This window comes from Haloarcula sp. MBLA0138 (genome assembly GCF_055632455.1).
On sequence record NZ_CM145746.1, the window covers coordinates 1,166,929 to 1,190,996 of the forward strand.

The 24,068-nt window shown below is 70.2% G+C and carries 25 protein-coding genes; 11 read left to right on the plus strand and 14 right to left on the minus strand.

Annotated elements, in window-relative coordinates:
* Positions 1 to 17: 17 nt before the first annotated feature.
* Together ACV7JO_RS06165 and ppc are read right to left on the minus strand one after the other, a co-directional pair.
* Positions 18 to 467, minus strand: coding sequence for a universal stress protein (locus ACV7JO_RS06165; RefSeq protein ID WP_470355464.1), 450 nt, complete (start codon positions 465 to 467; stop codon positions 18 to 20).
* 108 nt (positions 468 to 575) lie between these two features.
* On the minus strand, positions 576 to 3,272 hold the full coding sequence (gene ppc, locus ACV7JO_RS06170) for a phosphoenolpyruvate carboxylase (RefSeq protein WP_470355465.1): 2,697 nt from the start codon (positions 3,270 to 3,272) through the stop codon (positions 576 to 578).
* A gap of 322 nt (positions 3,273 to 3,594) precedes the next feature.
* Between ppc and ACV7JO_RS06175 the strand changes: the two genes are divergently transcribed.
* The gene (locus ACV7JO_RS06175; protein WP_470355466.1) at positions 3,595 to 4,032 is read left to right on the plus strand and encodes a DUF302 domain-containing protein; all 438 of its coding nucleotides are present in this window, start codon (positions 3,595 to 3,597) and stop codon (positions 4,030 to 4,032) included.
* 2 nt (positions 4,033 to 4,034) lie between these two features.
* On the opposite strand, the gene ACV7JO_RS06180 is transcribed toward ACV7JO_RS06175, so the two are convergent.
* From ACV7JO_RS06180 to ACV7JO_RS06195, 4 genes are all read right to left on the minus strand, one after another.
* The gene (locus ACV7JO_RS06180; protein WP_470355467.1) at positions 4,035 to 4,853 is read right to left on the minus strand and encodes an ATPase; all 819 of its coding nucleotides are present in this window, start codon (positions 4,851 to 4,853) and stop codon (positions 4,035 to 4,037) included.
* Positions 4,850 to 5,119 (minus strand): DUF5827 family protein, encoded by a 270-nt coding sequence (locus tag ACV7JO_RS06185; RefSeq protein WP_470355468.1) that lies wholly within the window; start codon positions 5,117 to 5,119, stop codon positions 4,850 to 4,852. Before ACV7JO_RS06185 ends, ACV7JO_RS06180 begins: the two co-directional genes overlap by 4 nt.
* Positions 5,120 to 5,240: 121 nt before the next feature.
* Entirely contained in the window at positions 5,241 to 5,852 is a 612-nt protein-coding gene (gene sod / locus ACV7JO_RS06190) for a superoxide dismutase (protein ID WP_470355469.1), read from the minus strand.
* A 240-nt stretch (positions 5,853 to 6,092) separates the two neighbouring features.
* A complete protein-coding gene (locus ACV7JO_RS06195) occupies positions 6,093 to 7,496 on the minus strand; it encodes a cryptochrome/photolyase family protein (protein ID WP_470355470.1) in 1,404 nt (467 codons plus the stop codon).
* 159 nt (positions 7,497 to 7,655) lie between these two features.
* On the opposite strand from ACV7JO_RS06195, the gene ACV7JO_RS06200 reads away from it, so the two are divergent.
* Positions 7,656 to 8,450 carry an enoyl-CoA hydratase/isomerase family protein gene (locus tag ACV7JO_RS06200; protein ID WP_470355471.1) on the plus strand — a complete coding sequence of 265 codons (795 nt, stop codon included), beginning with the start codon at positions 7,656 to 7,658 and terminating at the stop codon, positions 8,448 to 8,450.
* A gap of 148 nt (positions 8,451 to 8,598) precedes the next feature.
* Here the strand turns inward: ACV7JO_RS06200 and ACV7JO_RS06205 are convergent, their stop codons facing one another.
* Positions 8,599 to 8,880, minus strand: coding sequence for a UPF0058 family protein (locus tag ACV7JO_RS06205; protein ID WP_470355472.1), 282 nt, complete (start codon positions 8,878 to 8,880; stop codon positions 8,599 to 8,601).
* A 74-nt stretch (positions 8,881 to 8,954) separates the two neighbouring features.
* Positions 8,955 to 9,170: a ribbon-helix-helix domain-containing protein gene (locus ACV7JO_RS06210; RefSeq protein ID WP_470355473.1), complete on the minus strand. Its 216-nt coding sequence runs from the start codon at positions 9,168 to 9,170 to the stop codon at positions 8,955 to 8,957.
* Between the two features lie 236 nt (positions 9,171 to 9,406).
* Here ACV7JO_RS06210 and ACV7JO_RS06215 point away from each other — a divergent pair, with 236 nt between their 5' ends.
* Together ACV7JO_RS06215 and menD are read left to right on the plus strand one after the other, a co-directional pair.
* The gene (locus ACV7JO_RS06215) at positions 9,407 to 10,744 is read left to right on the plus strand and encodes an isochorismate synthase (protein WP_470355474.1); all 1,338 of its coding nucleotides are present in this window, start codon (positions 9,407 to 9,409) and stop codon (positions 10,742 to 10,744) included.
* Positions 10,745 to 10,749: 5 nt separating this feature from the next.
* Positions 10,750 to 12,546: a 2-succinyl-5-enolpyruvyl-6-hydroxy-3-cyclohexene-1-carboxylic-acid synthase gene (gene menD, locus ACV7JO_RS06220; RefSeq protein WP_470355475.1), complete on the plus strand. Its 1,797-nt coding sequence runs from the start codon at positions 10,750 to 10,752 to the stop codon at positions 12,544 to 12,546.
* Here the strand turns inward: menD and ACV7JO_RS06225 are convergent.
* Together ACV7JO_RS06225 and ACV7JO_RS06230 are read right to left on the minus strand one after the other, a co-directional pair.
* Positions 12,536 to 13,504: a J domain-containing protein gene (locus ACV7JO_RS06225; protein WP_470355476.1), complete on the minus strand. Its 969-nt coding sequence runs from the start codon at positions 13,502 to 13,504 to the stop codon at positions 12,536 to 12,538. The genes menD and ACV7JO_RS06225 overlap by 11 nt on opposite strands.
* A 55-nt stretch (positions 13,505 to 13,559) precedes the next feature.
* Complete coding sequence (locus tag ACV7JO_RS06230; protein ID WP_470355477.1) at positions 13,560 to 13,859, minus strand: DUF8066 domain-containing protein; 300 nt, start codon at positions 13,857 to 13,859, stop codon at positions 13,560 to 13,562.
* A 125-nt stretch (positions 13,860 to 13,984) separates the two neighbouring features.
* On the opposite strand from ACV7JO_RS06230, the gene ACV7JO_RS06235 reads away from it, so the two are divergent.
* Both ACV7JO_RS06235 and ACV7JO_RS06240 read left to right on the plus strand, forming a co-directional pair.
* Complete coding sequence (locus ACV7JO_RS06235) at positions 13,985 to 14,392, plus strand: CBS domain-containing protein (RefSeq protein WP_470355478.1); 408 nt, start codon at positions 13,985 to 13,987, stop codon at positions 14,390 to 14,392.
* A 63-nt stretch (positions 14,393 to 14,455) separates the two neighbouring features.
* Entirely contained in the window at positions 14,456 to 15,406 is a 951-nt protein-coding gene (locus ACV7JO_RS06240) for a 1,4-dihydroxy-2-naphthoyl-CoA synthase (RefSeq protein ID WP_470355479.1), read from the plus strand.
* A 345-nt stretch (positions 15,407 to 15,751) separates the two neighbouring features.
* Here the strand turns inward: ACV7JO_RS06240 and ACV7JO_RS06245 are convergent, their stop codons facing one another.
* Positions 15,752 to 17,371, minus strand: coding sequence for a long-chain-fatty-acid--CoA ligase (locus tag ACV7JO_RS06245; RefSeq protein ID WP_470355480.1), 1,620 nt, complete (start codon positions 17,369 to 17,371; stop codon positions 15,752 to 15,754).
* A 126-nt stretch (positions 17,372 to 17,497) separates the two neighbouring features.
* Here ACV7JO_RS06245 and ACV7JO_RS06250 point away from each other — a divergent pair, with 126 nt between their 5' ends.
* Genes ACV7JO_RS06250 through ACV7JO_RS06270 form a run of 5 tightly spaced genes read left to right on the plus strand, consistent with a single transcriptional unit; the run spans position 17,498 to position 22,126 of the window.
* Complete coding sequence (locus ACV7JO_RS06250; protein WP_470355481.1) at positions 17,498 to 18,445, plus strand: 1,4-dihydroxy-2-naphthoate polyprenyltransferase; 948 nt, start codon at positions 17,498 to 17,500, stop codon at positions 18,443 to 18,445.
* Positions 18,442 to 19,500, plus strand: a complete 1,059-nt coding sequence (locus tag ACV7JO_RS06255) for a mandelate racemase/muconate lactonizing enzyme family protein (protein ID WP_470355482.1) — start codon at positions 18,442 to 18,444, stop codon at positions 19,498 to 19,500. Before ACV7JO_RS06250 ends, ACV7JO_RS06255 begins: the two co-directional genes overlap by 4 nt.
* A complete protein-coding gene (locus tag ACV7JO_RS06260; protein WP_470355483.1) occupies positions 19,493 to 20,971 on the plus strand; it encodes an AMP-binding protein in 1,479 nt (492 codons plus the stop codon). Before ACV7JO_RS06255 ends, ACV7JO_RS06260 begins: the two co-directional genes overlap by 8 nt.
* 39 nt (positions 20,972 to 21,010) lie before the next feature.
* Positions 21,011 to 21,748 carry an NRDE family protein gene (locus ACV7JO_RS06265; protein ID WP_470355484.1) on the plus strand — a complete coding sequence of 246 codons (738 nt, stop codon included), beginning with the start codon at positions 21,011 to 21,013 and terminating at the stop codon, positions 21,746 to 21,748.
* A 27-nt stretch (positions 21,749 to 21,775) separates the two neighbouring features.
* Positions 21,776 to 22,126 carry a helix-turn-helix transcriptional regulator gene (locus ACV7JO_RS06270; protein ID WP_470355485.1) on the plus strand — a complete coding sequence of 117 codons (351 nt, stop codon included), beginning with the start codon at positions 21,776 to 21,778 and terminating at the stop codon, positions 22,124 to 22,126.
* Between the two features lie 72 nt (positions 22,127 to 22,198).
* Here the strand turns inward: ACV7JO_RS06270 and ACV7JO_RS06275 are convergent, their stop codons facing one another.
* Genes ACV7JO_RS06275 through ACV7JO_RS06285 form a run of 3 tightly spaced genes read right to left on the minus strand, consistent with a single transcriptional unit; the run spans position 22,199 to position 24,058 of the window.
* Complete coding sequence (locus ACV7JO_RS06275) at positions 22,199 to 22,630, minus strand: hypothetical protein (protein WP_470355486.1); 432 nt, start codon at positions 22,628 to 22,630, stop codon at positions 22,199 to 22,201.
* 40 nt (positions 22,631 to 22,670) lie between these two features.
* Positions 22,671 to 23,048: a DUF8060 family membrane protein gene (locus ACV7JO_RS06280; RefSeq protein ID WP_470355487.1), complete on the minus strand. Its 378-nt coding sequence runs from the start codon at positions 23,046 to 23,048 to the stop codon at positions 22,671 to 22,673.
* Positions 23,045 to 24,058, minus strand: a complete 1,014-nt coding sequence (locus ACV7JO_RS06285) for a DUF7490 domain-containing protein (protein ID WP_470355488.1) — start codon at positions 24,056 to 24,058, stop codon at positions 23,045 to 23,047. Before ACV7JO_RS06285 ends, ACV7JO_RS06280 begins: the two co-directional genes overlap by 4 nt.
* Positions 24,059 to 24,068: the final 10 nt, after the last annotated feature.

The window sequence follows — 24,068 nt, forward strand, 5'->3', positions numbered from 1 at the left end:
AGAGAGCGGCGGTTCCCTTACTCGCCCCGGACGAAGGTGACCGGGCACGGAGCGTTCATCATGACTTCCTGTGCGACGGAGCCGAAGACGGCCTTCCCGGTGGGGGAGCGTTTACGACCGCCGACGACCACGAGGTCCGCGCGGGTGTCCTCCGCGAGCGAGACGATCTGCTCGCCGTGGTTGCCGACAGCACCGCGGACGCTGTAGGAGACGCCCGCGTCGCCCAGTCGGTCCTCCAGCCCGCGGACGGTGGCGTGGCGGTCGGCGACGGCGTCCGGGTCGGCCTCGCCGGCGGCTTCGAACTCCAGCCGGTCGACCACGTTGTCGTACTCGTCACCGGTGAACACGTGTGCGATGACGACCTCCGCGCCGGCCGGCCCGGCGATGTCGGTGACGGTGTCGGCCAGTGCGTCGATGCGGTCCTTGTCGTTCGGTCCTACTGCGAGGAGAATTCGCTCTAGTGCCATACCCGCGACTCACCCGGTGAGACAGTAAAAGTGTCGGTGATTACTACTTCAGTTGTTAGTCGTTTGCACGCTACGGGGAGTGAGGCCGGAACGCGGCCCCGACGGCCGCTATCCGGTGTTTTTCATCCCGGCGGCGATACCCTGCACCGTCAGCCGCAGCGTCCGCTTCTCGGTCTCGGTGAGGTGGGACTGGGCGAGCAGGCGGACCTGCAGGAGGTTCAGCGGGTCGACGTAGGGGTTGCGCCGTTCGAGGTTCTCCTGTAGCCAGTCCCGGGAGAGCAGCCCTTCCCGCTGGGTGATGTCCTCGACGAGCGCGACTGTCTCCTCGTACTCCTCGCGGACCCGCGGGAAGATTCGCTCCCGGAGGTCCTCGTCGGCGAGGTCGGCGTACTCCTCGGCGATGCCCATCTCGGTACGGGCCAGCGCCAGCGACGCGTTGTCGAGTTTCGTCCGGAAGAACGGCCACTCCTCGTACATCTCTTGGAGCGTCTCGACATCGCCGCCCGCCTCCAGATAGGCGTTCAGGCCGGTGGCGATGGAGTACCACCCCGGGATGATACAGCGGGCCTGCGTCCACGAGAACACCCACGGGATGGCCCGGAGGTCCTCGACGCTGCGGTCCTCGCTGCGGGAGGCCGGCCGCGACCCCATGTTGAGGTTCTCGATGACGGTGATGGGCGTGGCCTGCTCGAAGAACTCGACGAAGCCGTCGGTCTCGAGCAGGTCGCGGTACTCCTCGCGGGCGGCCGGCGCGGCCGTCTCCATCGCCTCGCGCCACTCCTCGGGTATCTCCTCGACCGGCTCTTCGAGGGCGTTGTGCCGGGCGCGTATCTGGGCGTTGAGCATCTGTTCGAGGTTGCGCTCGGCGATGTCGGGGTTGGCGTACTTCTCGGCGATGGCCTCGCCCTGCTCGGTGAACTTGATCTGGCCGGTGACCGTCTCGTTTGGCAGGGCCAGCATCGCGTCGTTCATCGGGCCGCCGCCCCGCGAGATGGAGCCGCCGCGGCCGTGGAACAGCCGCATCTCCACGTCGAAGTCGTCGGTGATGTTGGCGAGTCGCTTCTGGTTGTTGTACAGCGACCAGTTGGCCGCGAGGAAGCCGTTCTCCTTGTTGGAGTCCGAGTACCCCAGCATTATCTCCTGGACGCCCTCGCGGGCCTCCAGTGCCTTCGCGTAGGCGTCGTTCTCGAACAGCGTCCCCATGATGCGCCGCGCGCCCGAGAGCGCGTACTCCGACTCCAGCAGCGGGACGATGTCCAGCCCGCAGTAGCCCGGCAGGTCGACGATGTCGACTTGATCGGCGAGGAAGAGGACCTCCAGCACGTGGCTGGGCTCCTCACACCAGCTGATGGCGTAGGTGTCGATGGCGTCGACGCCGTACTCCTTCTGCCACTCGGCCGTCTTGCGGAACCGCCGGAGGACGCGCTGGCTGTCCTCGGAGAGGTCGTCGGTGTCGGTCATGTCCACGACCTGCCCCTCCTGGAGGATGGCCTCGGTCAGGAACTCGACGCGTTCCTGTTCGTCCATCTCGGCGTAGTCGACGCCCTCGTCCGCGACGGTCTCGGCGATGGCGTCGGTGTGCATCTTCCGGTGGTCGCGCAGGTCCAGACTGGCGAGCGTGAAGCCGAAGGTGTCGACCTTCCGCGCGAGGGGGTCGACGTGTGACTCGGCGACGACCTCCGCGGCGTTGTCCCGCAGGCTCTCGGCGATGACCCGGAGGTCGTCGAGCAGTTCGCCGTGGCCCTCGTAGCCGCCCTGTCGAACGTCGCCGACCCGAAGGACCGACTCGCGCATCAGCTTCAGCTTCTGGCGGTAGGGCTCGTCGGGGTAGCGCTGTTCGGCCTCGTCGGCGACGCCGGGGAGCTGTTCCTTGTGGGACTGGAGGCTCTCGTCGAACTCGTCGCCGGTGGTGATGTTCGAGGCGTCCTGACTCAGCACGCCCGAGAGTTCCTTGAGCCGGTCGCGGTACAGCGGGAGGATGGTGTCGCGCTGGCGTTCCAGCGTCTCCTCGGTGACCTCGGGGGTGACGAAGGGGTTGCCGTCGCGGTCGGAGCCGGCCCACGAGCGGAACTCGTAGAGCTTCGGCACGTCCACGTCGGCGTCGTAGACGTCGTCGATGGCGTACTCCAGTTCGTCGTACACCTCGTCGATGACATCGAACAGGACGTTTTCGAGGTACCACTGGACGTTGAGCGCCTCGTCGGTGACCTCGGGGCGGCGGTCCCGGACCTGCGGCGTCTGCCAGAGGCTCGTCACCTCGGCGTCGAGGTCGCGTTTCACCCGCTCGGTCTCCCGGTCGGTCAGCCGGACCTCGTCGAGCTCTTCGAGGTCGCCGGCGACCGCGCGGAGCTTCGCTTTGACCGTCTTCCGGCGGGCCTCGGTCGGGTGGGCGGTGAAGGTCGGCTGGATGAGAACGTCCTTGAGGACGCTCTCCAGTTCGTCGGCGTCGGCCCCTCCGTCGGCGAGGTCCTCGACCGCGGCGGCGACGCTGTCGTCGAGGACGCCCTCCTGACTCCCCTCGCGTATCTCGCGGACGCGCTCGCGCTCCTCGGCGAGGTTGATGAGTTCGAAGTACGTCGTGAACGCGCGTGCGACGATGTCTTCCATCTCCGGGTCGAGGCTGTCCAGCGTCTGGCCCACGTCGGTCCGCGTCTCGGCGTCGCCGCGCCGGTAGTCGATAGACGACGTCCGGATGCGTTCGACAATCTCGAACGCTTCCGAAGACGACTGTGCCTCGAGAACGTCGCCCACGAGTTCGCCCAACTCGCGCACGTCCTGATTAATTTCTCTGGCGTGCAAATTCATACCAGTCGCTCCCGAGCGCAGGCGTAAAACGTTATTGAATCGGGGTAGGAGAGCCCGATGGTCGTTCGTGTACGAATCGGCTCGACGACGGCTGAGGCGGCCGATTCATAAATTCGAAAACCAGTTACACTGACTGGAACGCCGGTCCGGGCCGCGGCCGGTCCGGTCGGCGATTCGGGGCCGTGCGGGCACGTCACCGGCCGTGTCCGCGTTCGAACACTGCGTGTTCATCATAGTCGAACAGAAGGCGTCTCGGCCTCGAAGCGCGCGGCGACCGACCCGTCGGGACAAGCGCTTTGGGAGGGCCGGCCGGAGTACCGCCATGCTCCCGATAGACCCGGCCGACATCGCCGCCGGTGACGTGGGCGAGAAGCGCGCCACGCTAGAGATGGACCACGAGGAAGCCGTCGAACACGTCCGCGAGACGTTCGCCGACGCGGGATTCGGCTTTCCGGCGGAGTTCTCACCGTCGGCCCTGCTCAACGAGAAAGTCGACGCCGACCGGGACCCCTACTACGTGCTGGGGGCGTGCAACCCGTCGGTAGCCGACCGCGCGCTCGACGCCTCGGCGAACCGCATCGGCGCACTCTTTCCCTGTAACGTCGTCGTCTGGCAGGAAGCGCCGGGCGTCCAGACGGTCTATCACGTCTCTATCATCCGCATCGCCCGCCTGACCGGGCTGGCACCGGACGACGAGACGATGGAAGACATCGTGGCCGAGACCGGGGAACTCGTCGACGAAGCGTTTGCGAACCTCTGAGGTCAGTCGAACGCCGTCGCCAGCAGCGCGTCGTAGGCGTGGTCGTAGGCGTCGGCGACGGCCGCCGGGTCGGCCCGCGTCTCGGCGTCCAGCGCCGGCAGCCTGACGGCCGCCCGCTGCTCTATCAGGTCGACGACGTTCTCGACGCGTTCCTCCAGTCGCCCCTCCTCGGGGCTCCCCGACGCGATTTCGCAGGCCTTCGCGTAGCGGTGGCCGTCGAAGAACCGGGCACGACCCGGTTCGACGACGGCGACGGCGTCGGGTTCGAAACCGTCGATGGGCCGGGCCACGTCGGCGTAGGACTCGACGACGGCCCGCTCGGCGTCGGCCACGTCGGCCGCGAGGTCCGCCAAGGCCTCCGCGTGCATCGCGCCCATCAGGTCGTTGAAGTCGGGGACCGACGTGACCCGTGGCGCGGCCGACAGCCCGAGGCGGTCGGCGACCGTCTCGGGGATGTCGACGGTGCCGTTGACGACGAACTCCGCGTCTTCCGGTGACCGGCTCACGCGGTCGACGACGAACTGGCGGTTCGGGCTCCCGAGCAGCCCGGTCCCGCCGCCGGCCGAGGGGTGCCAGAGCCGGTGGACCGCGTTGATGGCCTCGGGCTCGACCGAGCCGGGCGAAGCGGCTGCCAGCCGCTTGGCGTCTTTCCCGTAGAGCCGACCCTCGTCGGTCGCGTCCAGCACGTCGTCGTGGTCGAACCAGAAGTCGTTGCCCGCGCGGGGCTTGAACCCGCGCGCGCCGGTGTGCTCGACGAGGCCGACGCTGAAGGTCGTCTTGCCCGCGTCCACGCGGTCGCCGCCGGCGACGAGGAGCTTCATACGTCGGCGAGTCCGTACAGCCCGACCACGTCCTCGTCGTCCGGTTCGGCGAACACGAGCGCGTCCTGATGGTACACCATCCACGGGATGGCCCAGTCGATGAAGACGGACTCGTTGAAGTCGCTCAGTTCGGCGTCGGCCGGCAGCCCCTGCAACAGCCGGGCGAGCTCCGGGATGGTGTACAGAAGCTCCGGCTCCAACACGTCCGCGGGCTCGTGCAGTCTGAACGGCAGCAGGTCGTCGAACTCGTCTCTGGGGACAGGCATACACGCCGGTTGTCCGAGACCCGGGGTAAATCCCTCGAAGCGTCGTTACGGGCGGCCACCGCGGCTCGCGGACCGACAGCTGGTCGTTCGCGGGCGCGAAAAAACGGTCTGGTTGACGGGGTTACTCGACGCGACCGACGACCTTCTCGTACTCCTCGGCGGACTTCTCCCAGTCGACGACCTCGAAGAAGGCGTCGATGAAGTCGCCGCGGGCCGGGCCGTAGTCGTAGTAGTAGGAGTGTTCCCACACGTCGAGCGCGAGGATGGGGTGTGCGCCCCAGAGCGCGCCTTGGTCGTGCTTGTCGACCGCGACGTTGCGAAGCTGTTTGGCGACGGGGTCGTAGACCAGCAGCGCCCAGCCGCCGGCAGCGGACGCGGCGGCCTCGAACTCGCCTTTCCAGCCTTCGTAGGAACCGAAGTCCTCCTCAATGCGGTCGCGGAGGTCGCCGTCGGGTTCGCCGCCACCGTTGGGGTCCATGTTCTCCCAGAACAGCGTGTGGAGATAGTGACCACAGCCGTTGTGGGTAACGTTGCCCAGCGCGCCGGCCGTCGAGGAGAAGTCGCCGGACTCGCGGTTCTCCGCGAGCGTCTCCTCGGCCGAGGCCAGCCCGTTGACGTACCCCTGATGGTGGGTATCGTGGTGCCACGTCAGTACCTGCTCGGAGATGTGGGGCTCCAAGGCGTCGTAGTCGTACGGTAGCGGCGGCAGTTCGGGGTCGGAATGTTCGGACATATGAAATCCCCTCCGGTTTGAGGGTGGGTCGGACGACTGTTAAACGTTAGGAGCCGCACGTTACCACGCGTCACGCGGCGGGAGACGACACCCGGACACCCGACCGCGGCCGGCGCTGTCCCGTCGGAACGCGGGGCGCGCGCGGACGCGGCACCGAACGGTCAGCGAGCCGTCAGCACGGCGGAACTGTCGCGTTCGGCGACCTTCCCTCGCCGCTCCGCGCCGCGGCCCACCGTCCGCTCAGTCGTCGCCCCTCGCTCGCTCGAACATCGAGATGGCTTCCTCGCGTCGCTCGCTGTGGTCGACGATGGGGTCCGGGTAGTCGGGCGCGGCGTTGCGGCGCTGGGTCAGCGACGCCTCGTGCCACCCGTGGATTATCTCCGGGGCGGCATCGCGCAGTTCGGGGACGTACGCCTTGATGTACTCGGCGTCGGGGTCGTAGCGCTCGCCCTGCGTCATCGGGTTGAAGATTCGGAAGTACGGCTGGGCGTCGGTGCCGGTCGAGGCGGCCCACTGCCACCCGCCGTTGTCGTTGGCGGTGTCGTGGTCGACCAGTCGCTCCCGGAACCACTCGTAGCCGTGCCGCCAGTCGAGCAGCAGGTCCTTCGTGAGAAACGAGGCGACGATCATCCGCACGCGGTTGTGCATGTATGCCTCCGCGCGGAGTTGGCGCATTCCCGCGTCGACGATGGGGTAGCCGGTCTCGCCGTCCTTCCACGCCTGTAGCTTCTCGGGGTCCTCGGCCCACTCGATGGGGCGCTCGTAGGACTTGTAGTTCTCCGTGACCACCTGCGGGTCGGCGAACAGGACCTGCGCGTAGAACTCCCGCCACGCCAGTTGGTCGAGGAACTCCTCGACGGCGGCCGCGCGCTCGCTCCCGGGTTCGACGCGGTCCCGGGCCGCCGCCGTCTCGGCGTACACCTCGCGGATGCCGATAGTGCCGAACTTGAGGTGGGCCGAGAGCCGCGATGTGCACTCGTCGGCGGGGTAGTCCCGGCGCTGCTCGTAGCGGTACACGTCGTCGTCGAGGAACGACGCCAACAGCTCGCGGGCGGGTTCGGTCCCCGCGGGCGGCACGTCGGCCGCCGGCTCGTCGAAACCGAGTTCCGAGAGCGTCGGCAGGTCCTCGCCGCGCACGTCCGCCAGCGCGTCCGCCTCGGGCGGGTCGTAGGGGGCGTCCTTCTCGCGGTCCTGCCACTTCCGACCGAAGTAGGTGAAGACGCTGTAATAGTCGCCGTCGCTGGTCGTTATCTCGCCGGGTTCGTGCAGGACGGCGTCTTGGACGGCTTCGCGCCGGATGTCGGCGTCGTCGAGCGCCCGGCGGACGGCGGCGTCGCGCTCGCGCGCGAGGCCGGAGTAATCCCGGCCCCACGTGACCGTCTCGGCGTCGTACTCGGCGGCCAGTTCCGGCAGGACCTCCCGCGGGTCGCCGCGGGCGACGACGAGGTCGCTGCCGCGGTCGCGGTACCACGAGCGCAGCGCGGCCAGCGCGTCGAGCATGAACGCGACGCGGGGCGGGCCGGCGTGGGCGAGCACGTCGCGGTCGAAGACGAAAACGGGGACGACGGGGTCGTCCGCGCTCGCCGCGGCCAGTCCGGGGTTGTCGGCCGCGCGGAGGTCCCGCCGGTGCCAGTGGAGACGCATACGCTACCCTCGACGCGGACGGTACAAAAGGCAGTGCCCAACCAGATTGGGTCCGACCGACTCGGCGGCCGTGACGGCCCGGCGGTCCACCGACTCGGCGACCGCGACGGCGTGGCCGCGGGGCGTACTGTTACCACCCTTCGGGCCGTTCAGTCGGGCATGTCCGACGACGCGGTCCTGCTGGACGTTACCGACGGCGTGGCGACGGTCACGCTGAATAGACCCGACGTGCGCAACGCGCTCGCGGCCGACACCGCCCGGCGACTCGTCGCGGTGTTCGAGGCCATCGCCGACAGCGACGCCCGCTGTGTCGTCGTCGAGGGCGCGGGGTCGGCCTTCTGTGCCGGCGGCGACGTGAGCGCGATGGTCGAGGGCGTCGCCGAGGACCGGCCGCCGGCCGAGCGCGTCGAACTGGTCACTGACGCCATCAATCCGGCCATCCGGGCCGTCCACGGCTGTCGCCTGCCCGTCGTGGCGAAAGTCGACGGGCCGGCCTTCGGTGCCGGGAGCGGCCTCCTGCTGGCCTGTGACGTGCAACTCGCCAGCCCCGACGCGAGCGTCGGCTTCGGCTTCCGGCAGGTCGGCCTCGCCGTCGACTCCGGCGTCTCGTACTTCCTGCCGCGCATCGTCGGCCCGAACAAGGCCAAGGAGTTGGTGTTCACCGGGGAACTGCTCGACGCCGACGCGGCGCGCGAACTGGGCGTGTTCACCCGCCTGTTCGCAGCCGACGAGTTCGAGGCGGGCGTCAGGAACCTCGTCGAGACCATCGCCGACGGGCCGACGGTCGGCCTCGCCGAGGCCAAGCGGCTCATCGACCGCGGGACGGAGACCGGCCTCGAAGCGGCGCTGGAAAACGAGGCGGCGGCACAGGGCGTCGCGTTCACTACAGCCGACCACGCCGAGGGCGCGCGGGCGTTCATGGAGCAACGGGACCCCGAGTTCGAGGGACGGTGACCTCTCCGTCGCGGTCGTCACTGTCCCCCGGGTCGCGGTACGCCGTTCGGAAACCCAGCGGAGACAGGGAGTGGAGAAGAAAGGAGAACGGGGAACGAGAGAAAAACGAGACAGCGAGCGAGACAGAACGGACGTAGCGACGCGCGACCTACAGCTTTCGCTCGGCGTCCTCGGCGAGTTCCTTCATCCGCTTGCTGACACGGCCGGCGTCGGAGAACTCGTCTTCGCTCATCGCCGTCGCCAGCGCGTTCCCGAGGACGAAGACGGCGTGTTTGTGTTCGCTCTTGGACTTGTGCACGTCAGAGGGGCGCACGTCGAGTTCGTCGTAGGGGTCGAACAGGCTCGGGTCGACGCTGTCCATGTCGTCCCGGAAGAACTCCATGATGGTAACCATCTGCTCGTGTAGTTCGAGAAGCTCGTCTTTGTGCATAGTTGTCCTCATCTATATTCAGGCGTGCGTATAAGAATTTCCCGAGAAAGGGTACCAGACCGCCACGGCCGGCCTCAGAAGACGTACTCGTCGTCGTGACCCATCATCCCGTCGTCTTCGAAGCCCGGGTCTTCGTCGTCGTCCTGCGGGCCGGAGGTCTTGTACGCTTTCAGTCCCGTCGAGAGGAGGTCCTCGATGGCCTCCTCCCGGTTGAGGAACTCGCCCTGCTCGACGAGCTGGGCTATCTGCATTTCGAGGTGTTCAGGGATTGTTATCTCTACCTTTGGCATCGCAACGTTGGGTGCTTCGACCAAGTTGTATTTAAACCTGACGGGGGCTGTTGGAACATTCGATAAAGTAAAGTCTCCATACCCTCTCGAAAGTTATCTATACTGAAATTCGTATTCGCATCGACGAAAACGCGTCGGCCCTACGACGCGTGTCGGCGGATGCGTCGGTTCGGACGGCCGAGCGCCGACCGGATGTATAGTTAGGCTCAAAGGTGCGGAATCCTAAACCGGAGGTGATGGAACCATTGCGTGGCGACGAGCCGGCGGTCGGTGAGGCGACGGTCGTCGTCCGCGGCTGTCGGGTCGACCGAGCGCCGATGCGTGCCTTCTTGGCGACGGAGACGCGGCCGCGGTTCGCGTGGGCGACCGGCGACGAGTCGTTCGCCGCCCGGGGCAGCGCCGCCACGGTGACGGCGAGCGGGCCGGCGCGGTTCCGCGACGTTGCCGACGCGGCGGCCGAACTGTTCGAGCAGTGCCGAGTCGACGACGACCTGCCCGGCGTCGCGCGACCCAGACTCGTCGGCGGCTTCGCCTTCCACGACGGGGACCCGGAAGAGGCGGAGGGGCCGTGGGCCGGCTTCCCGAGCGCCGGGTTCTTCCTGCCGGCGGTCCAGCTATCGGCCGACGACGGGGGCGCGTGGCTGACCGCGGTCGGCACGGGGCCGGACGCCGACGAGCAGGCGGCGGCCCGACTCGACGAGTGGCGCGACCGACTGGCGTCGCTGTCCGACCCCGCGACGGCCGGCCCGCCGGGGGTCGCCGCCCGGGAGCGCAACCCCTCGCGGGCGGGCTGGCGCGAGCAGGTCGGTGCCGCCTTAGAGAGCGTCGAGGACGGGCACCTCCAGAAGGTCGTCCTCGCGCAAGCGCTGGACCTCTCGCTGGAGCGCCCGCTCGACGTGCCGGCCGCCCTTGAACGGCTGGCCGCGACCTATCCGGACTGCTACCGGTTCGTCCACTCGCCGACCGACGGGGGCACCTTCTTCGGCGCGACGCCGGAGCGGCTGGTTTCGGTCCGGGGCCGGACTGTGCGGACCGAAGCGCTGGCCGGGTCGACCGGGCGGGGCGACACGCCGGCAGAGGACGAGTGGCTGGCGGCCGAACTGCTGGAGAGCGAGAAGGACAGCCACGAACACCAGTTGGTGGTCGACACGATTCGGGACCAGTTGGCCCCCTTCGCCTCGGCGGTCCGCACCGGCGACCGGACGGTGCGCCGCCTCGCCACCGTCCAACACCTCCGGACCTCGATAACGGCCGAACTCGCGCGGGACGCCCACGTCCTCGAACTCGTCGAGGCCCTGCACCCGACGCCGGCCGTCGGCGGCCTCCCGCCCGACGCCGCCCTCCGGACCATCCGGGAGACGGAGGCGTTCGACCGCGGCTGGTACGCCGCGCCGATAGGGTGGGTCGACGCCGCCGGAAACGGGACGTTCGCGGTCGGCCTCCGCTCGGCGGTCGCCGACGGGGAGCGGGCAACGCTGTTTGCCGGTGCCGGCATCGTCGCCGACAGCGACCCGGACCGCGAGTGGGACGAGGTCCAACTCAAGTACCGGCCGATGCTGGACGAACTGGAGTGAGCCGCGTGAGCCACCCGAACGCCAACGCGCTGTGGGCCGAGACGCTCGTCGACGAACTCGTCGCCGCCGGCGTCGAGGCCGTCTGTGTCTCCCCGGGGAGTCGGTCGACGCCCCTGACCGTCGCCGTCGCCGAACACCCCGACCTCGCGGTGTACTCGCACTTGGACGAGCGGTCGTCGGCCTTCTTCGCGCTGGGCCGGGCGCGCCGGACCGGCGAGCCGACGCCGCTTATCTGCACCTCCGGGACGGCCGCCGCGAACTTCCACCCGGCGGTCGTCGAGGCCGCCCAGTCGGGCGTGCCGATGCTCCTGTTGACCGCCGACCGCCCCCCTGAACTCATCGACAGCGGCGCGAACCAGACCGTCGACCAAGAGAAGCTCTACGGCGACGCCGTCCGCTGGTACCGCGACCTCCCGGAGCCGGAGGCCGAGCCCCGAAAGGTCCGGATGCTCCGGACGACGGCGGCCCGGGCGGTGGCGGCCGCGACCGGGGCCGACGCCGGCCCGGTCCACCTCAACTGTCGGTTCCGGAAACCGCTGGAGCCGACGCCGGTGCCCGAGGACGCCCGCGACGGCGTCCCCGAGGACTGGGCCGGCGGCGACCGCCTCGCCCGCGAGGGGCGGGACGGCCCGTTCGTCGCCGCGAGCGAAGGTGTCGCCGAACCAGCCCCCGACGCGCTCCGTGCGGTCGCCGCGTCGGTCGACGGCGCGGACCGCGGTCTCGTCGTCGCCGGCCCGGCCGATGACGGTCTCGGTCCCGACGCGCTGGCCGCGCTGGCCGCGGCGACCGGGTTCCCGGTACTCGCGGACCCGCTGTCGGACCTGCGGTACGGCCCACACGTCGACCGGGTCGACGCGCCGCTGTGTGGCGGCTACGACGGCTATCTCGGGGCGAGCGGCGTCCGCGACTGGCCCGACCCCGAGGTGGTCCTGCGCTTCGGCGCGTCGCCGACCTCGAAGCCGCTGCGGCGGTACCTCCGGGACGCCGACTGCCGGCAGGTCGTCGTCGACCCCAGCGGCGGCTGGCCGGAGGCGGAGTTCACCGCCAGCGACCTGTTGGCCGCCGACGCGGACGCGACCGCCGCAGCCCTCGCCGAGCGCGTCACCGCGCGGGCGTCGGATGCGTGGCGCGAGCGGTTCGCGGCGGCCGAGCGCGTCCAGTGGGACGCCGTCGCCGACCGACTCGACGGGGGCGGGGGAACCTACTGGGAGGGGGGCCTCCTCGCAGACGTGGTCGCCGACGCGCCGGACCCGGCGACGGTGTTCGTCTCCAACAGCATGCCGGTGCGGGACCTAGACCGGTTCGGACGGCCGCGGAGCGCCGCCCTGACCGTCCTCGGGAACCGCGGGGCCAGCGGCATCGACGGCATCACCTCGACGGCGCTGGGCGCGGGGAGCGCGACCGCGGACCCGCTCGTGCTCGTGACCGGCGACCTCGCGTACTACCACGACATGAACGGGCTGTTGGCGCTGTCCCGCTGTGGGGTCGACGCGACGGTCGTCCTCGTCAACAACGACGGCGGCGGCATCTTCCACATGCTCCCCATCGAGGACCACGACACCTTCGAGTCACAGTTCCGGACGCCCCACGGGCTCGACTTCGAGCCGACGGGCGACCTCTACGACCTCTCGTTCGAACGGGCCGCGGACCGGGCGGCGTTCCGCGAGCGGTTCGCCGAGTCGGTCGGAACCGACGGGACGCAGGTCCTCGAAGTGGCGTTCGACGCGGCCGAGAGCCACGCCGTGAGGGCGGCCATCGAGGAGACGGTGGCGGACGCCCTCGACGAGCGGGTCACGGCCTAACGACCGAGAACGTCAGGACGGAGAAACCGAACGGGAGCCACGTGCCACAGAGGGCGACGATGCCAACGAGCGAGAAGACGTTCACGCCCAGCGCGACGAGGGCCAGCGGCGTGACCGCGCTCCAGCCGCCGAAGACCAGCACGGCGACCTCCGGCATCGACTGGAGGTAGCCGACGACGAGCAGGGTACAACAGACCAACAGGACGTTGACCGCGAGCGGGAACGCCGGCACGAGCGAACTGAACAGCAACACCGGGTAGAGCGTGAACGTCAGGCCGAGCAGGGTCAGTTCCCGCCCGGATGGGACCAGCCGCCGGATGTCCGACCCGGTCCCGAGGTCCCGCCGGACGGTGTACGTCGCCGAGTGGTTCCAGACGTGGTCGCCGGCCGGGTCGTCGCTGAACCCGCTCGCGGCCGTCGTACCGGCGGTCCACGCGCTGTCGGGCTCGTCCGCTCCCGGAGCGTCGCCCGCGCTGGGGCCGCTTGCTGTCCCGCCGTCGCCGCCGGCGGCGTCCCCCGTTCCGTCGCCCGCGCCGGGACCGCGCTCGGAGCCGCGGTCCGCGCCGACGCGCTCGCTGGCCCGCCGCTCGCGGCTCGCCCGGTCGCGGGCGCGCTGGCGCGGGTCGCGGTCGTTCCTGTTCGTCGGGCCGGACTCGCCGCTCGACTCCCGGTAGTCCGCTCGCCGCGCGGCACGGGAGACGCGACTCTCCGGGGCGTCGTCCTCGTCGCCGGCTCGCCCGACGTAGGCGGCGTGGCCGAGGTCGTCGTAGCGGGCGCGCTCGGCCTCGTCGACGAGCACGTCGCGGGCCTCGATGAGCGAGCGGGTCACGTCGCCCGCGTCGGCATCATCGTTCACGTCGGGGTGCGTCTGCTTGAGACGCTCCCTGTAGGCGGCCTCTATCTCCGCGGTGCTGGCGTCTTCGGCGACCCCCAGCACGTCGTAGAACGTCTCGGTCATGGCCGACGGTCGTGCTAACGTCGGTGGTTGTGAGTGATAAATCCTCGTCAGTCGTTCACACGTTCCGCTCGCGTTCGCGTTCCGTCTCGGCGGGCGACTCGGTCGACTCCTCGGGCGGCGGGTCCCGGGGCAGGTCGCGCTGGACGCGCTGGCCGCCGGCGCGGGACTCCAGCGCCGCCGCAATGCGTTCGAGCGCGCCGACCAGCCGCCAGCAGACGTACACCGCCCAGAGGACGCCGACGACGACGAAACCCAGCAGAATCTGCTGGACGATGAGCAGGCTGTAGAGGACGACCAGCGCCGAGAGGACCGCGAGCGCGCCGCGGAGACCGCGGTTTCCGTTGTCGGAGGGCATCGCTTTCGCTCTCGGCCCCCGCGGTCGAAAGCGTTGTGCCTGCGCCCGGGGCCGCCGTCGCGGGCCGGCGACCGCGGCGAGTCCGAACCGGTACGCATTAGCGGCTCACTCACCACGGGTCAGTCATGGACGCAGGAGACATCTACGTCGCACGGCTCATGTCCTCGGACGTCGTCACCGTCACGCCGGACACGTTCGTCGAGACCGCCGCGGAGACGCTGCTGACCCAGAACATCGGCTCGCTCGTCGTCGTCGACGGCGACAACCAGTTGCGCGGTATCCTGACCAGCACCGACTTCGTCGAGATCGTCTCGAAGAGCAAGCCCAAGGCCAAGACGACCGTCGAGCGGTACATGACCGAGGACGTCGTCACCGTCGGCGCGCAGGACACCATCGACGAGGCCGCGGAGAAGATGCTGGCCGACGGTATCCAGCACCTCCCGGTCGTCGACCCCGAAGAGGGCGTCATCGGCATGCTGTCGACGACAGACCTCACCGCCTACCTCTCGGACCTCGACGAAGGCGACCTGTAGCGGCCGCGGCGATAGCGCCCCCGTACTGGGAATCTTTTTGCGCCGGCCGTCCCCACCGACGGTATGGTCTCTGAGCTGTTCGACCCGGCCCGGTGGAGCGCCGTCGACCGGTTCGACTTCGAGGATATCACGTATCACCGCGCGACCGAGACGGGCGCAGTCCGCATCGCCTTCGACCGCCCCGCGGTCCGTAACGCCTTCCGACCGGAGACGGTCGACGAACTCGCCACCGCCTTGGACCACGCCAAGCGCCAGACCGATGTCGGGTGCGTGCTGCTGACCGGGAACGGCCCGTCGCCGAAAGACGGCGGCTGGGCGTTCTGCTCGGGCGGCGACCAGTCTATCCGGGGCGAGAGCGGCTACGAGTACAGCGAGTCGCCGAGCGACGCCGACCGGACGAGCGAGGCCGGAAGCGAGAACGAGGGCGAGAGCGACGGCCCCGACGACGCCCCCGAGAACGTCGGCCGCCTGCACATCCTCGAAGTCCAACGCCAGATTCGCCACATCCCCAAACCCGTCGTCGCCGTCGTCCCCGGGTGGGCCGTCGGCGGCGGCCACTCGCTGCACGTCGTCTGTGACATGACGCTCGCCAGCGCCGACCACGCGAAGTTCCTCCAGACCGACCCCGACGTTGGCAGTTTCGACGGCGGGTTCGGCTCGGCCTACCTCGCCCGGCAGGTCGGCCAGAAGAAGGCCCGGGAGGTGTTCTTCCTCGGGAAGACCTACGACGCCGCCGAGGCCGCGGAGATGGGGATGGTCAACGAGGCGGTCCCCCACGAGGAACTGGAGGACGTGGCGCTGGAGTGGGCCGAGCGGATGAACGAGAAGTCGCCGACGGCGATGCGGATGCTGAAGTACGCCTTTAACCTCGACTCGGACGGGATGGTCGGTCAGCAGGTGTTCGCCGGGGAGGCGACCCGGCTGGCGTACATGACCGACGAGGCCCAAGAGGGGCGCGACGCCTTCAACGAGGGGCGCAAGCCGGACTTCGACGACGTGCCGTGGCACTACTGAGCCACGCGGCTGGCGCATAACAGTTGTTGTGAATACGGCGATTCTATTCACGTGAGTAGCGTCTGTCTGATCAATACAGGTGGTGCAGTGACCGACGAGCATCCGCCGAGCGACGACAGGAGCGAGGCGGTTCACCGGACGCGAGGGAGCGAAGCGACCGAGTCGTCCGGCAGTTTTTCCCCATGTTTTTGCGAGGAGTGGTGCGCGAGCGACAGCGAGCGCACCCGACGAAGTAAAAAGTGGGCAGACTCACTGAGCAGCCGGGTCATAGACTGGACGGATGAAGAAACTGTATTCACAACTACTGATAACCGGCGTCGCAAACGGCGACCGCCCGCCCTGCGGTCATCCCTCGCCTATCATCCGGTCCTCGTCGTCCCACTCCTGCTGTCTGAGTTCGAACTTCTGGACCTTCCCGGTCGCCGTCGTCGGGAGCGACTCGACGAACTCGACGCGGGTGACCGCCTTGTAGCTCGCCAGCCGCTCCTTCGAGAAGTCCCGCAGGTCCCCGGGTGAGGTCCCCGGTTCGTCCGGGTCCCCCGAGGCGGGGACGACGAACGCCTTCGGCGTCTCGCCCCACTCGTCGCTGGGCGCGGGGATGACGGCCACGTCGCTCACCGCGTCGTGCTCGTAGAGGGTGTCCTCCAGTTCGATGCTGGAGATGTTCTCGCCGCCGGAGATGATGATGTCCTTCTTCCGGTCCCGGATGGCTATCATCCCGTTCTCGTCGACGGTAGCGAGGTCGCCCATGTGGTAGTACCCCTCGACGCGGTCGGAGAAGGCCACCTCGGTCTGTTCGGGCTTGTTCCAGTAGCGGTCCATCACTTGGTTGCCACGGACGACCACCTCGCCGATGGTGGCGTCGTCGTGGGGCACGTCGTTGCCCTCCTCGTCGACGACTCGTATCTCGGTCCCGAGGTAGCCCAGTCCCTGCCGCTTCTTGACGCTGAATCGGCTGTCGCTCCCGTCGTCGAAGAACCGTCGCGCGTCCGAGGTGGTGACGAGCGGCCCCGTCTCGGTCGCGCCGTAGACGTGCTGGAGGTACCAACCGAACTCGTCCTCGACGGCGCGGATGACCGCCTCGGGCGGGGCGCTGCCCGCGGTGGCGACGCGCACGTCGTTCTCGCCGGCGGTGCGCACGTCGCCGTCGTGGTTCCGGTAGTAGTCCTCCAGCATGTTCAGGACCGTCGGCGCGCCACAGAGGTACGAGACGTCCTCCTCGACGACGGTCTCGAAGATGCCGCCGGCGTCGATGCCCCGGGTGCAGACGTGTTTCGCGCCCAGCCCGGTTATCGAGAAGATGTGGCCCCAACCGTTGACGTGGAACATCGGCAGCGTCCACAGGTACACGTCGTCGTCGGAGATGTCCAGATGGAGCGCCACCAGATACGCGTGGAGTGTCTCGGTCCGGTGGGTCCGACAGACCCCCTTCGGGTCGCCGGTCGTCCCGGACGTGTAGTTGATGGTGATGACCTCGTCCTCGCTCATCTCGGGGCGCTCGAACTCGGTGTCGGCCGCGTCGACGACCTCGTCGAACGACTCCCAGTCGCCGTCGACGGCGTCGGTGTCGTTGGTGACGAACGTCTCGGTCGGCACGTCCTCGCGGACGGCTTCTATCTTCTCGGCGTGCTCGTAGTCGGCGAAGACGGCGTCGACGCCGGCGTCCGAGAGGATGTACTCGTAGTCGTCGGGGACCAGTCGGTAGTTCAGCGGCGTGTGGACGGCTCCGAGTTGCATGATGCCGTAGGCCGCTTCGAGGTGGTAGTGGGTGTTGGGGTCCAGCACCGCCACGCGGTCGCCCTTCTCGATGCCGCGGTCCGCGAGCGCGGCGGCGAAGCGGTCGGCCCGCTCCCCGAGTTCGGCGTACGTGTACCGCTCGCCGGTGGTCGCAACGACGGCCTCGTGGTCGCCGTAGTATCGGCGGGCGCGGTCCAGAAAGTCAGTCACGAGCAGTGGTTTCTCCATCGTGGGATATAATGCGAATAATAGTGATAAAGTCGTTTCGCCGCCGCGTCGCCGTTCGGGCCGCAGTATTCGGGGCCGGCCCGCCGAACCACAGTCGCTTTGGGGGCCGCGCACGGAGTTCCGGCAATGAGTACGGCGACGGCGGACGTATCGAAGCGAGAGGCGTGGGTGATGGCCGCGCGGCCACAGACGCTCCCGGCGGGCGCGTCACCGGTCATCGTCGGCGTCGGACTGGCGCTCCACGCCGGCGTGTTCGCGCTCCTGCCGGCGGTCGCGGCGCTGGTCGGGGCGCTGTTACTGCAGGTGGGGACGAACTTCGCCAACGACTACTACGACGCGGTGAAGGGCGCGGACACCGAGGAGCGCGAGGGCTTTACCCGCGTCACGGCCGGCGGACTCATCGAGCCGAGCGAGGTCAGACGCGCGATGGTCGCCACCTACGGCCTCGCGGTCCTCGTGGGCGTCTACCTCGTCGCCGTCGGCGGCCTCCCCATCGTCGTGGTGGGCCTCTCGGGCATCGCCGCGGGCGTGCTGTACACCGGCGGCCCGTTCCCCTACGGCTACCGCGGGCTGGGCGACCTGTTCGTGTTCGTCTACTTCGGGTTGGTCGCGGTGACGGGGACCTACTACGTACAGGCGGTGGCGGCGTCGTCGGTCGGCGCGTTCCCGACCGGCCTCCCGCCGGGGACGCTCCCGGTCGACGCCGTCGTCGCCGCGCTGGCACCGGCGGGCCTCTCGACGGCCATCCTCGTCGTCAACAACGTCCGCGACCGGGAGACGGACATGGCCGCGGGCAAGAAGACGCTGGCCGTCTATCTGGGCTATCGCTGGTCCCGCATCGAGTACCTCCTCGTCGTGGGGATGGCCTACGTCGTCCCCGTCCTGTTCGCGCTGGACCCCGTCTACGGCCTGCCGGCGCTCGCGCCCCTGCTCTCGCTCCCGCTGGCGGCGTCGGTGACGAAGACGGTGCTCGAACGGACCGACGGCGAGGCGCTGAACCCGGCGCTAGAGCGGGTCGGCCAGACGCTGTTCGCCCACTCGCTGCTGTTCGCCGCCGGCCTCGCGATAGCATGAACGTCGACGCCTTCTCGCTCCCGCTCGACCGGCCGCTCTCGACCGCACGCGGGACCATCGACGAGCGTCGGGGCTTTCTCGTCCGCTACGACCACCGCGGGGAGCGGGGCGTCGGCGAGGCCGCGCCGCTCCCGGGGTGGACCGAGAGCCGCGACGACTGCCGGCAGGGATTAGAGCGGGCCGCGGCCGCGGCCCCCGAGGGCGGACACACGGCGGCGCTGCTGGAACTCGACGCCGACGCGGTGCCGGCCGCCCGCTGCGGGTTCGCCACGGCCCTGCTCGACGCCGACGCGCGGGCCGACGGTGTCCCGCTGTACCGGTGGTTCGACGACGGCCGGCGCTGCGGGTCGGTCCCCGTCAACGCGACGGTCGGGGACGCCGACCCGGAGCCGACCGCCGACCGCGTCGCGGCGGCCGTCGACGCCGGCTTCGACTGCTGTAAGCTCAAGGTGGGCGCGCGGTCGGTCGCCGCGGACGCGGCCCGACTGCGCGCCGTCCGCGAGCGCGTCGGCGACAGCGTGACCCTGCGGGCCGACGCCAACGGCGCGTGGGACCGTGAGAGGGCCGCCGAGGCCTTCGAGCGGTTCGCGGCCTTCGACGTGGCTCTCGTCGAGCAGCCCCTGCCGGCCGACGACCTCGACGGCCACGCCGCCCTGCGGGGCGGCCCGGTCAGCGTCGCCCTCGACGAGTCGCTCGTCGAGTACCGTGCCGACACTGTACTCGACTCGGGGGCGGCCGACGCCCTCGTCCTGAAGCCGATGGTGCTGGGCGGCCCGGGCAACGCCCACACCATCGCCGTGCGGGCCCGCGAGCGGGGCGTCGAGCCGGTCGTCACGACGACGATAGACGGCGTCGTGGCCCGGCTGGCGGCGGCCCACGTCGCGGCGGCGATACCCGACGTGGCCGCCTGCGGGCTGGCGACCGGCGACCGCCTCCGGACCGACCTCGCACCCGACCCGGCGACGGTCGAGGACGGGCAGCTGTCCGTTCCACAGAGCGACGGGCTCGGACTCGACGCCGGGACCGTCTCCGTCGGAGGGTCCCCGGATGCGTGACCCGGCCGACTGGCCGACGCGGGACCTCGTGGCCGAGCGCGCGGCGGTCACGCCCGAGCGGACCGCCCTCGTCGCGCCCGGCAGCGACACGCGGTGGACCTACCGCGAGTACGACGCCGCGGTCGACGAGGCGGCGGCCGCCTTCGCGGACCACGTGCCGGAGGGCGGGACCGTCGCCGCGCTGCTGGACAGGCGGGTCGCGGTCGGGACGCTCCTGTTCGCCGCGATGCGCCGGGGCGCGCGGCTGGCCCCGCTGCAGGTCGACCTCGACGCCGATGCCATCGCCAGCCAGTTGGCGGCGCTGGACGCCGACCTGCTGGTCTGTGAGCGTGACACCGAGGCGGTGGCGCTGCGGGCCGCCGACTGCCCGGTCGCCGCCGTCGACGAGCCGAGCAGCGACCGGGTGTCGGCGTTCGCGTCGACGAGCGACCCGCCGGCACCGGCCGAGTCACACCGCGGCGACACCCGGCTGGTCCTGTTCACCTCGGGGACCACGAGCGACCCGAAGGGCGTGCGCCTGACGCTCGGGAACCTCGTCGCCAGCGCCGTCGCGTCGGCGTTCCGGCTGGGCGTCTCGCCCGACGACCGCTGGCTCGTCTGCCTGCCGACCTACCACATGGGCGGGCTCGCGCCGTTCGTCCGGACCGCGCTGTACGGGACCCGGGTCGTGGTCCAGCGGGCGTTCGACGCCGAGGAGACGGCGGCGCTGATAGACGACGCGGGCGTCACCGGCGTCTCGCTGGTCCCGACGATGCTCTCGCGGCTGCTCGACGCCGGCTGGGAGCCCCCCGCAGCGCTCCGGTTCGTCCTGCTGGGCGGCGGCCCGGCCAGCGAGGCCCTCGTCGAGCGGTGTGACCGCCGCGGCGTGCCGGTCTGTCCCACCTACGGGATGACCGAGACGGCATCCCAGATAGCGACGGCCCGGCCGGAGACGGCCGTCGACAACCCCGACACCGTCGGCCAGCCCCTCGCGTTCACCGAGGTGTCCGTCGTCGTCGACGGCGACCCGTGTCCGCCGGGCGAACCGGGCGAAATCGTCGTCGACGGGCCGACGGTGACGCCGGGCTACCTCGACGACGAGCGGACCGCCGCCGCCTTCGGCGACCGCGGCTTCCACACCGGCGACCTCGGCTACCGCGACGCGGACGGTCGCCTCTGGGTGGTCGGCCGCGCGGACGACCGCATCGTCACCGGCGGCGAGACGGTCGTGGCCGGCGACGTGGCGGCGGCGATACGCGACCACCCGGACGTGACCGAGGCCGCGGTCGTCGGCCTCCCCGACGCGGAGTGGGGCGAGCGGGTCGCCGCCGCCGTCGTCGGGTCGGTCACCGCCGGCGCGGTCCGGGACCACTGCGAGTCGCGGCTGGCGGCCCACGAGGTTCCCAAGGCGGTCCGGATCGTCGATACGCTCCCGCGGACGCCCTCCGGCACCGTCGACCGGGAAGCGGTCGCCGCGCTGCTGATGGACTGAGGCCGACCGCTTTTCTCCCGTCGCCCCGTACCCCCGCTCGTGTGTACTATCGTCCTCGCGTGGCAGGTGTTCGACGACACGCCCGTCGCCCTCGCGGCCAACCGCGACGAACTGCTGGACCGCCCCTCGGACCCGCCCGCGGTGCGGGAGTGGGGACCCCGCGTCGTCGCGCCGACCGACGCGGAGGCCGGCGGGACGTGGCTGGGCTACAACGAGCACGGCCTGCTCGCGGCCGTCACCAACCGCTGGGCCGACGCGGACCTCGCCGGTGAGCGCTCGCGGGGCCTGCTCGTCCGGGACGCCCTGAGCCACGAGACGGCCGAATCGGCGGCTCGGGCCGTCGAAAACGCCGTCCGGGACGCGGAGTACGACGGCTTCAACCTCCTGTTGGCCGACGCCGACGCCGCCGTGTTGCTGGAGTGGGACGGCCAGCTCGCTGTGCGCACCCTAACGCCGGGCGTCCACGTCGTCGTCAACGTCGGGGCCGACGGCGACTACCGGATTCCCGGCCACCGACCCGAGGTCGGCGAGCAGCAGGCCGCCAACGCCGACCGCCTCCGCGACGCCGTGCAGGCCGACCCCGGCGAGACGGCCGACGCGTGGCTGGACCGAGCGGGCCGGACCATCGCCGACCACGACTACGGCGTCTGCATCCACCGCGACGGCTTCGGCACCCGCTCGTCGTCGCTCGTCGCGCTGGGCGACCGCCGACGCTACGAGTTCGCCGACGGGCCGCCCTGTCGGACGACCTACCGGCGGGTCGAAGGTCAGGTTTAAGCGGCCCACGCGTCCAGTTGGTTGTACATGAGTGCTGCAGCCTCGGAGGCCGACCTCTCGGAGGACGAACGGGCAGGGCTAGAGCTCATCCGTGAGTCCGGCGGCATCCACCAGAGCGACTTCTGGAAGGAACTAGACGTCTCCTCCCGGAAGGGGAGTCGCATCATCGAGTCGCTCCACGAGAAGGGGTTCGTCCAGCGCGACGAGACCGTCTACGACGGCCACAACACCTACTACGTCACGCCGGCCGCGCGCGACCTCGACTTCTCCCTGCTGATGGCCGGCGACCAGCTCTCGCCGTTTATCGGCGACGAGGAGGTCGACCCCCACGACGACACCTTCTCGCAGTGGGTCATGAACCTCGCGTATCAGGACTGAGACGGTTCCGCTAGCGTCCGCCGAGCATCCGGCGGACAGAGAACGTGCGGAAACCGACCGCGCCGGCGAGCCTCAGTCTTCGAGCGCGTCGGCGATGCGGTCGAGCGAGCGCCGGACGTCGTGGACCTCGTCGCGGAGTTTCCGCATCTCGCGGGTGAGTTCCTCGGTGTCGGCACCGCTCTCAGCACCTTCTTCGGGGCCGCGGCCGGGCGGGCCGCCCCCGCCCATGCTGCCGGGACCGCCGGGGCCGCCGCCGCCCATCATGCCGCCCATCATCTGCGCGAACGGGTTGCCGCCCCCGCCCATGCCGCCGGGGCCGCCGCCACCGCCCATCATCTCCTCCATGCGCTCCTCGCGGCTCATCTCGTCTCCCTCGCCCTCCTCGCGTTCCTCGGCGCGCTTCTGTCGGATCTCCTCGACGCGCTCGCGGAAGGACTTCTCCTCGCCGTCGTTGTCGCTCTCCTCGCCAGCGTCGGCCGCCTGTTCGGAGTCGTCGTCTGCCATGGCCGCCGGTTCGGTTGGGCCGCTGAAAAGGGTTGTCGTGTCAGGACAGCCGGCGGACCAGCAGGGAGACGCCGGTCACCGCCGTCAGCAGGACGGCGAGGTTGAACCCGGCGTTGAACAGCGGCCGGTACCGCGGCGTCACGAACTCGCGGATGACGGCTGAAGTGGCGAAGTAGAACTGGAAGGTGGCGACCAGCGCCACGAGGACGAGGATGCCGAAGGCCGCGTACAGCGCGTACGTGGCGAGCGAGCGGTCGGCGACGCCGCCGGTCGTCTCGGTGGCATCGGCGACGGCGGTATCGGCGGGCGTGTTACCGGGAGCGTCGCCGTCACCGTCGGCCGGCGGCGCGGCGGCGTCGCTCTCGGCGTGGTCGTCGGGCGGTGCGCTCTCGTCGGGGGTGTCTGCGGTGTCGGTCATGCGTGTCTCCGTGCGAGGACGGCGGTGGCTGCCAGCAGGGCGGCGACGGCACCCAGCGCCGTGAAGCCGGGGCCGCCTCCGCCGGCGGTGGTTCGTGGTTCGCGGGTCGGCTGAGGCATCGGCGTCCCGCCATCGGCGAAGTCGCCGGACTGGAAGCCGGTGTCGCGGCGCGTCTCGTTGGCCCGCAGCGTCTCGGTCGGGTCGAGGTTGGCCGGGGCGCTCTCGGTGGCGATGATGACGCCGTCCGAGCGGAGGATGCCGTCGAGCCAGTAGTTGTAGCCGTCGGGGACGGTCAGCCGAGCGTCGACCACGGCGGTCCGGCCGGGCCGTATCTCCCCGACGGTGCGCCGCGCCGAGTCGGCGACGACGTTCGAGTCGGACTGCCGGGCGCGCAGTCGGAGGTCGAGGTTCCCGGCCGGTTCGTCGCCGGTGTTGGTGAGGTAGACCGAGACGTTCAGCGTCGTCCGGTTGTCCCGCACCTCGACGATGCTGTAGGAGATGGCCTGCAGCGGGACGTTGGCGTTCTCGAACCGGTGGAACGAGACGCTCGACCGGGCGTAGGCCGGCGTCAGCGCGTCGACGTTCCGGACGGACGTACGGCCGGTCGTCACGCGCTCCTCGTCGGCGTAGACGATGGTCTCGAAGCGGTACGCGCCGGCGCGTTCGACCGTCACGTCGCGGGTGACCTGTACCTCTCGCGTCCCCTCGATGTCGCCAAGCGACCGCCGGCTCGTCGTCACGACCAAGCCGGTGTCCGCGTCTATCGCGCGCGTCTCGACCGTCACGTTCGCCGCCGTCCCGCCGCGGTGGGCGAGCCGGGAATCGAGCGTGAGCGTGACCGTCTCGCCGTCGACCGAGGTGGCGTTCACGGTCGTCTCGCGGAGGTCGAGAACGCTCGGGCGGACGTCCTCGCGGGGCTCCGAGAGGACGCCGGGGACCGCCGTTGCACCGGCGACCATGGTGAGCAGGAGGAGGGCCACGGTGCCGGCGAGTGCTAGTTCACGTCGCACGGACGGCCAA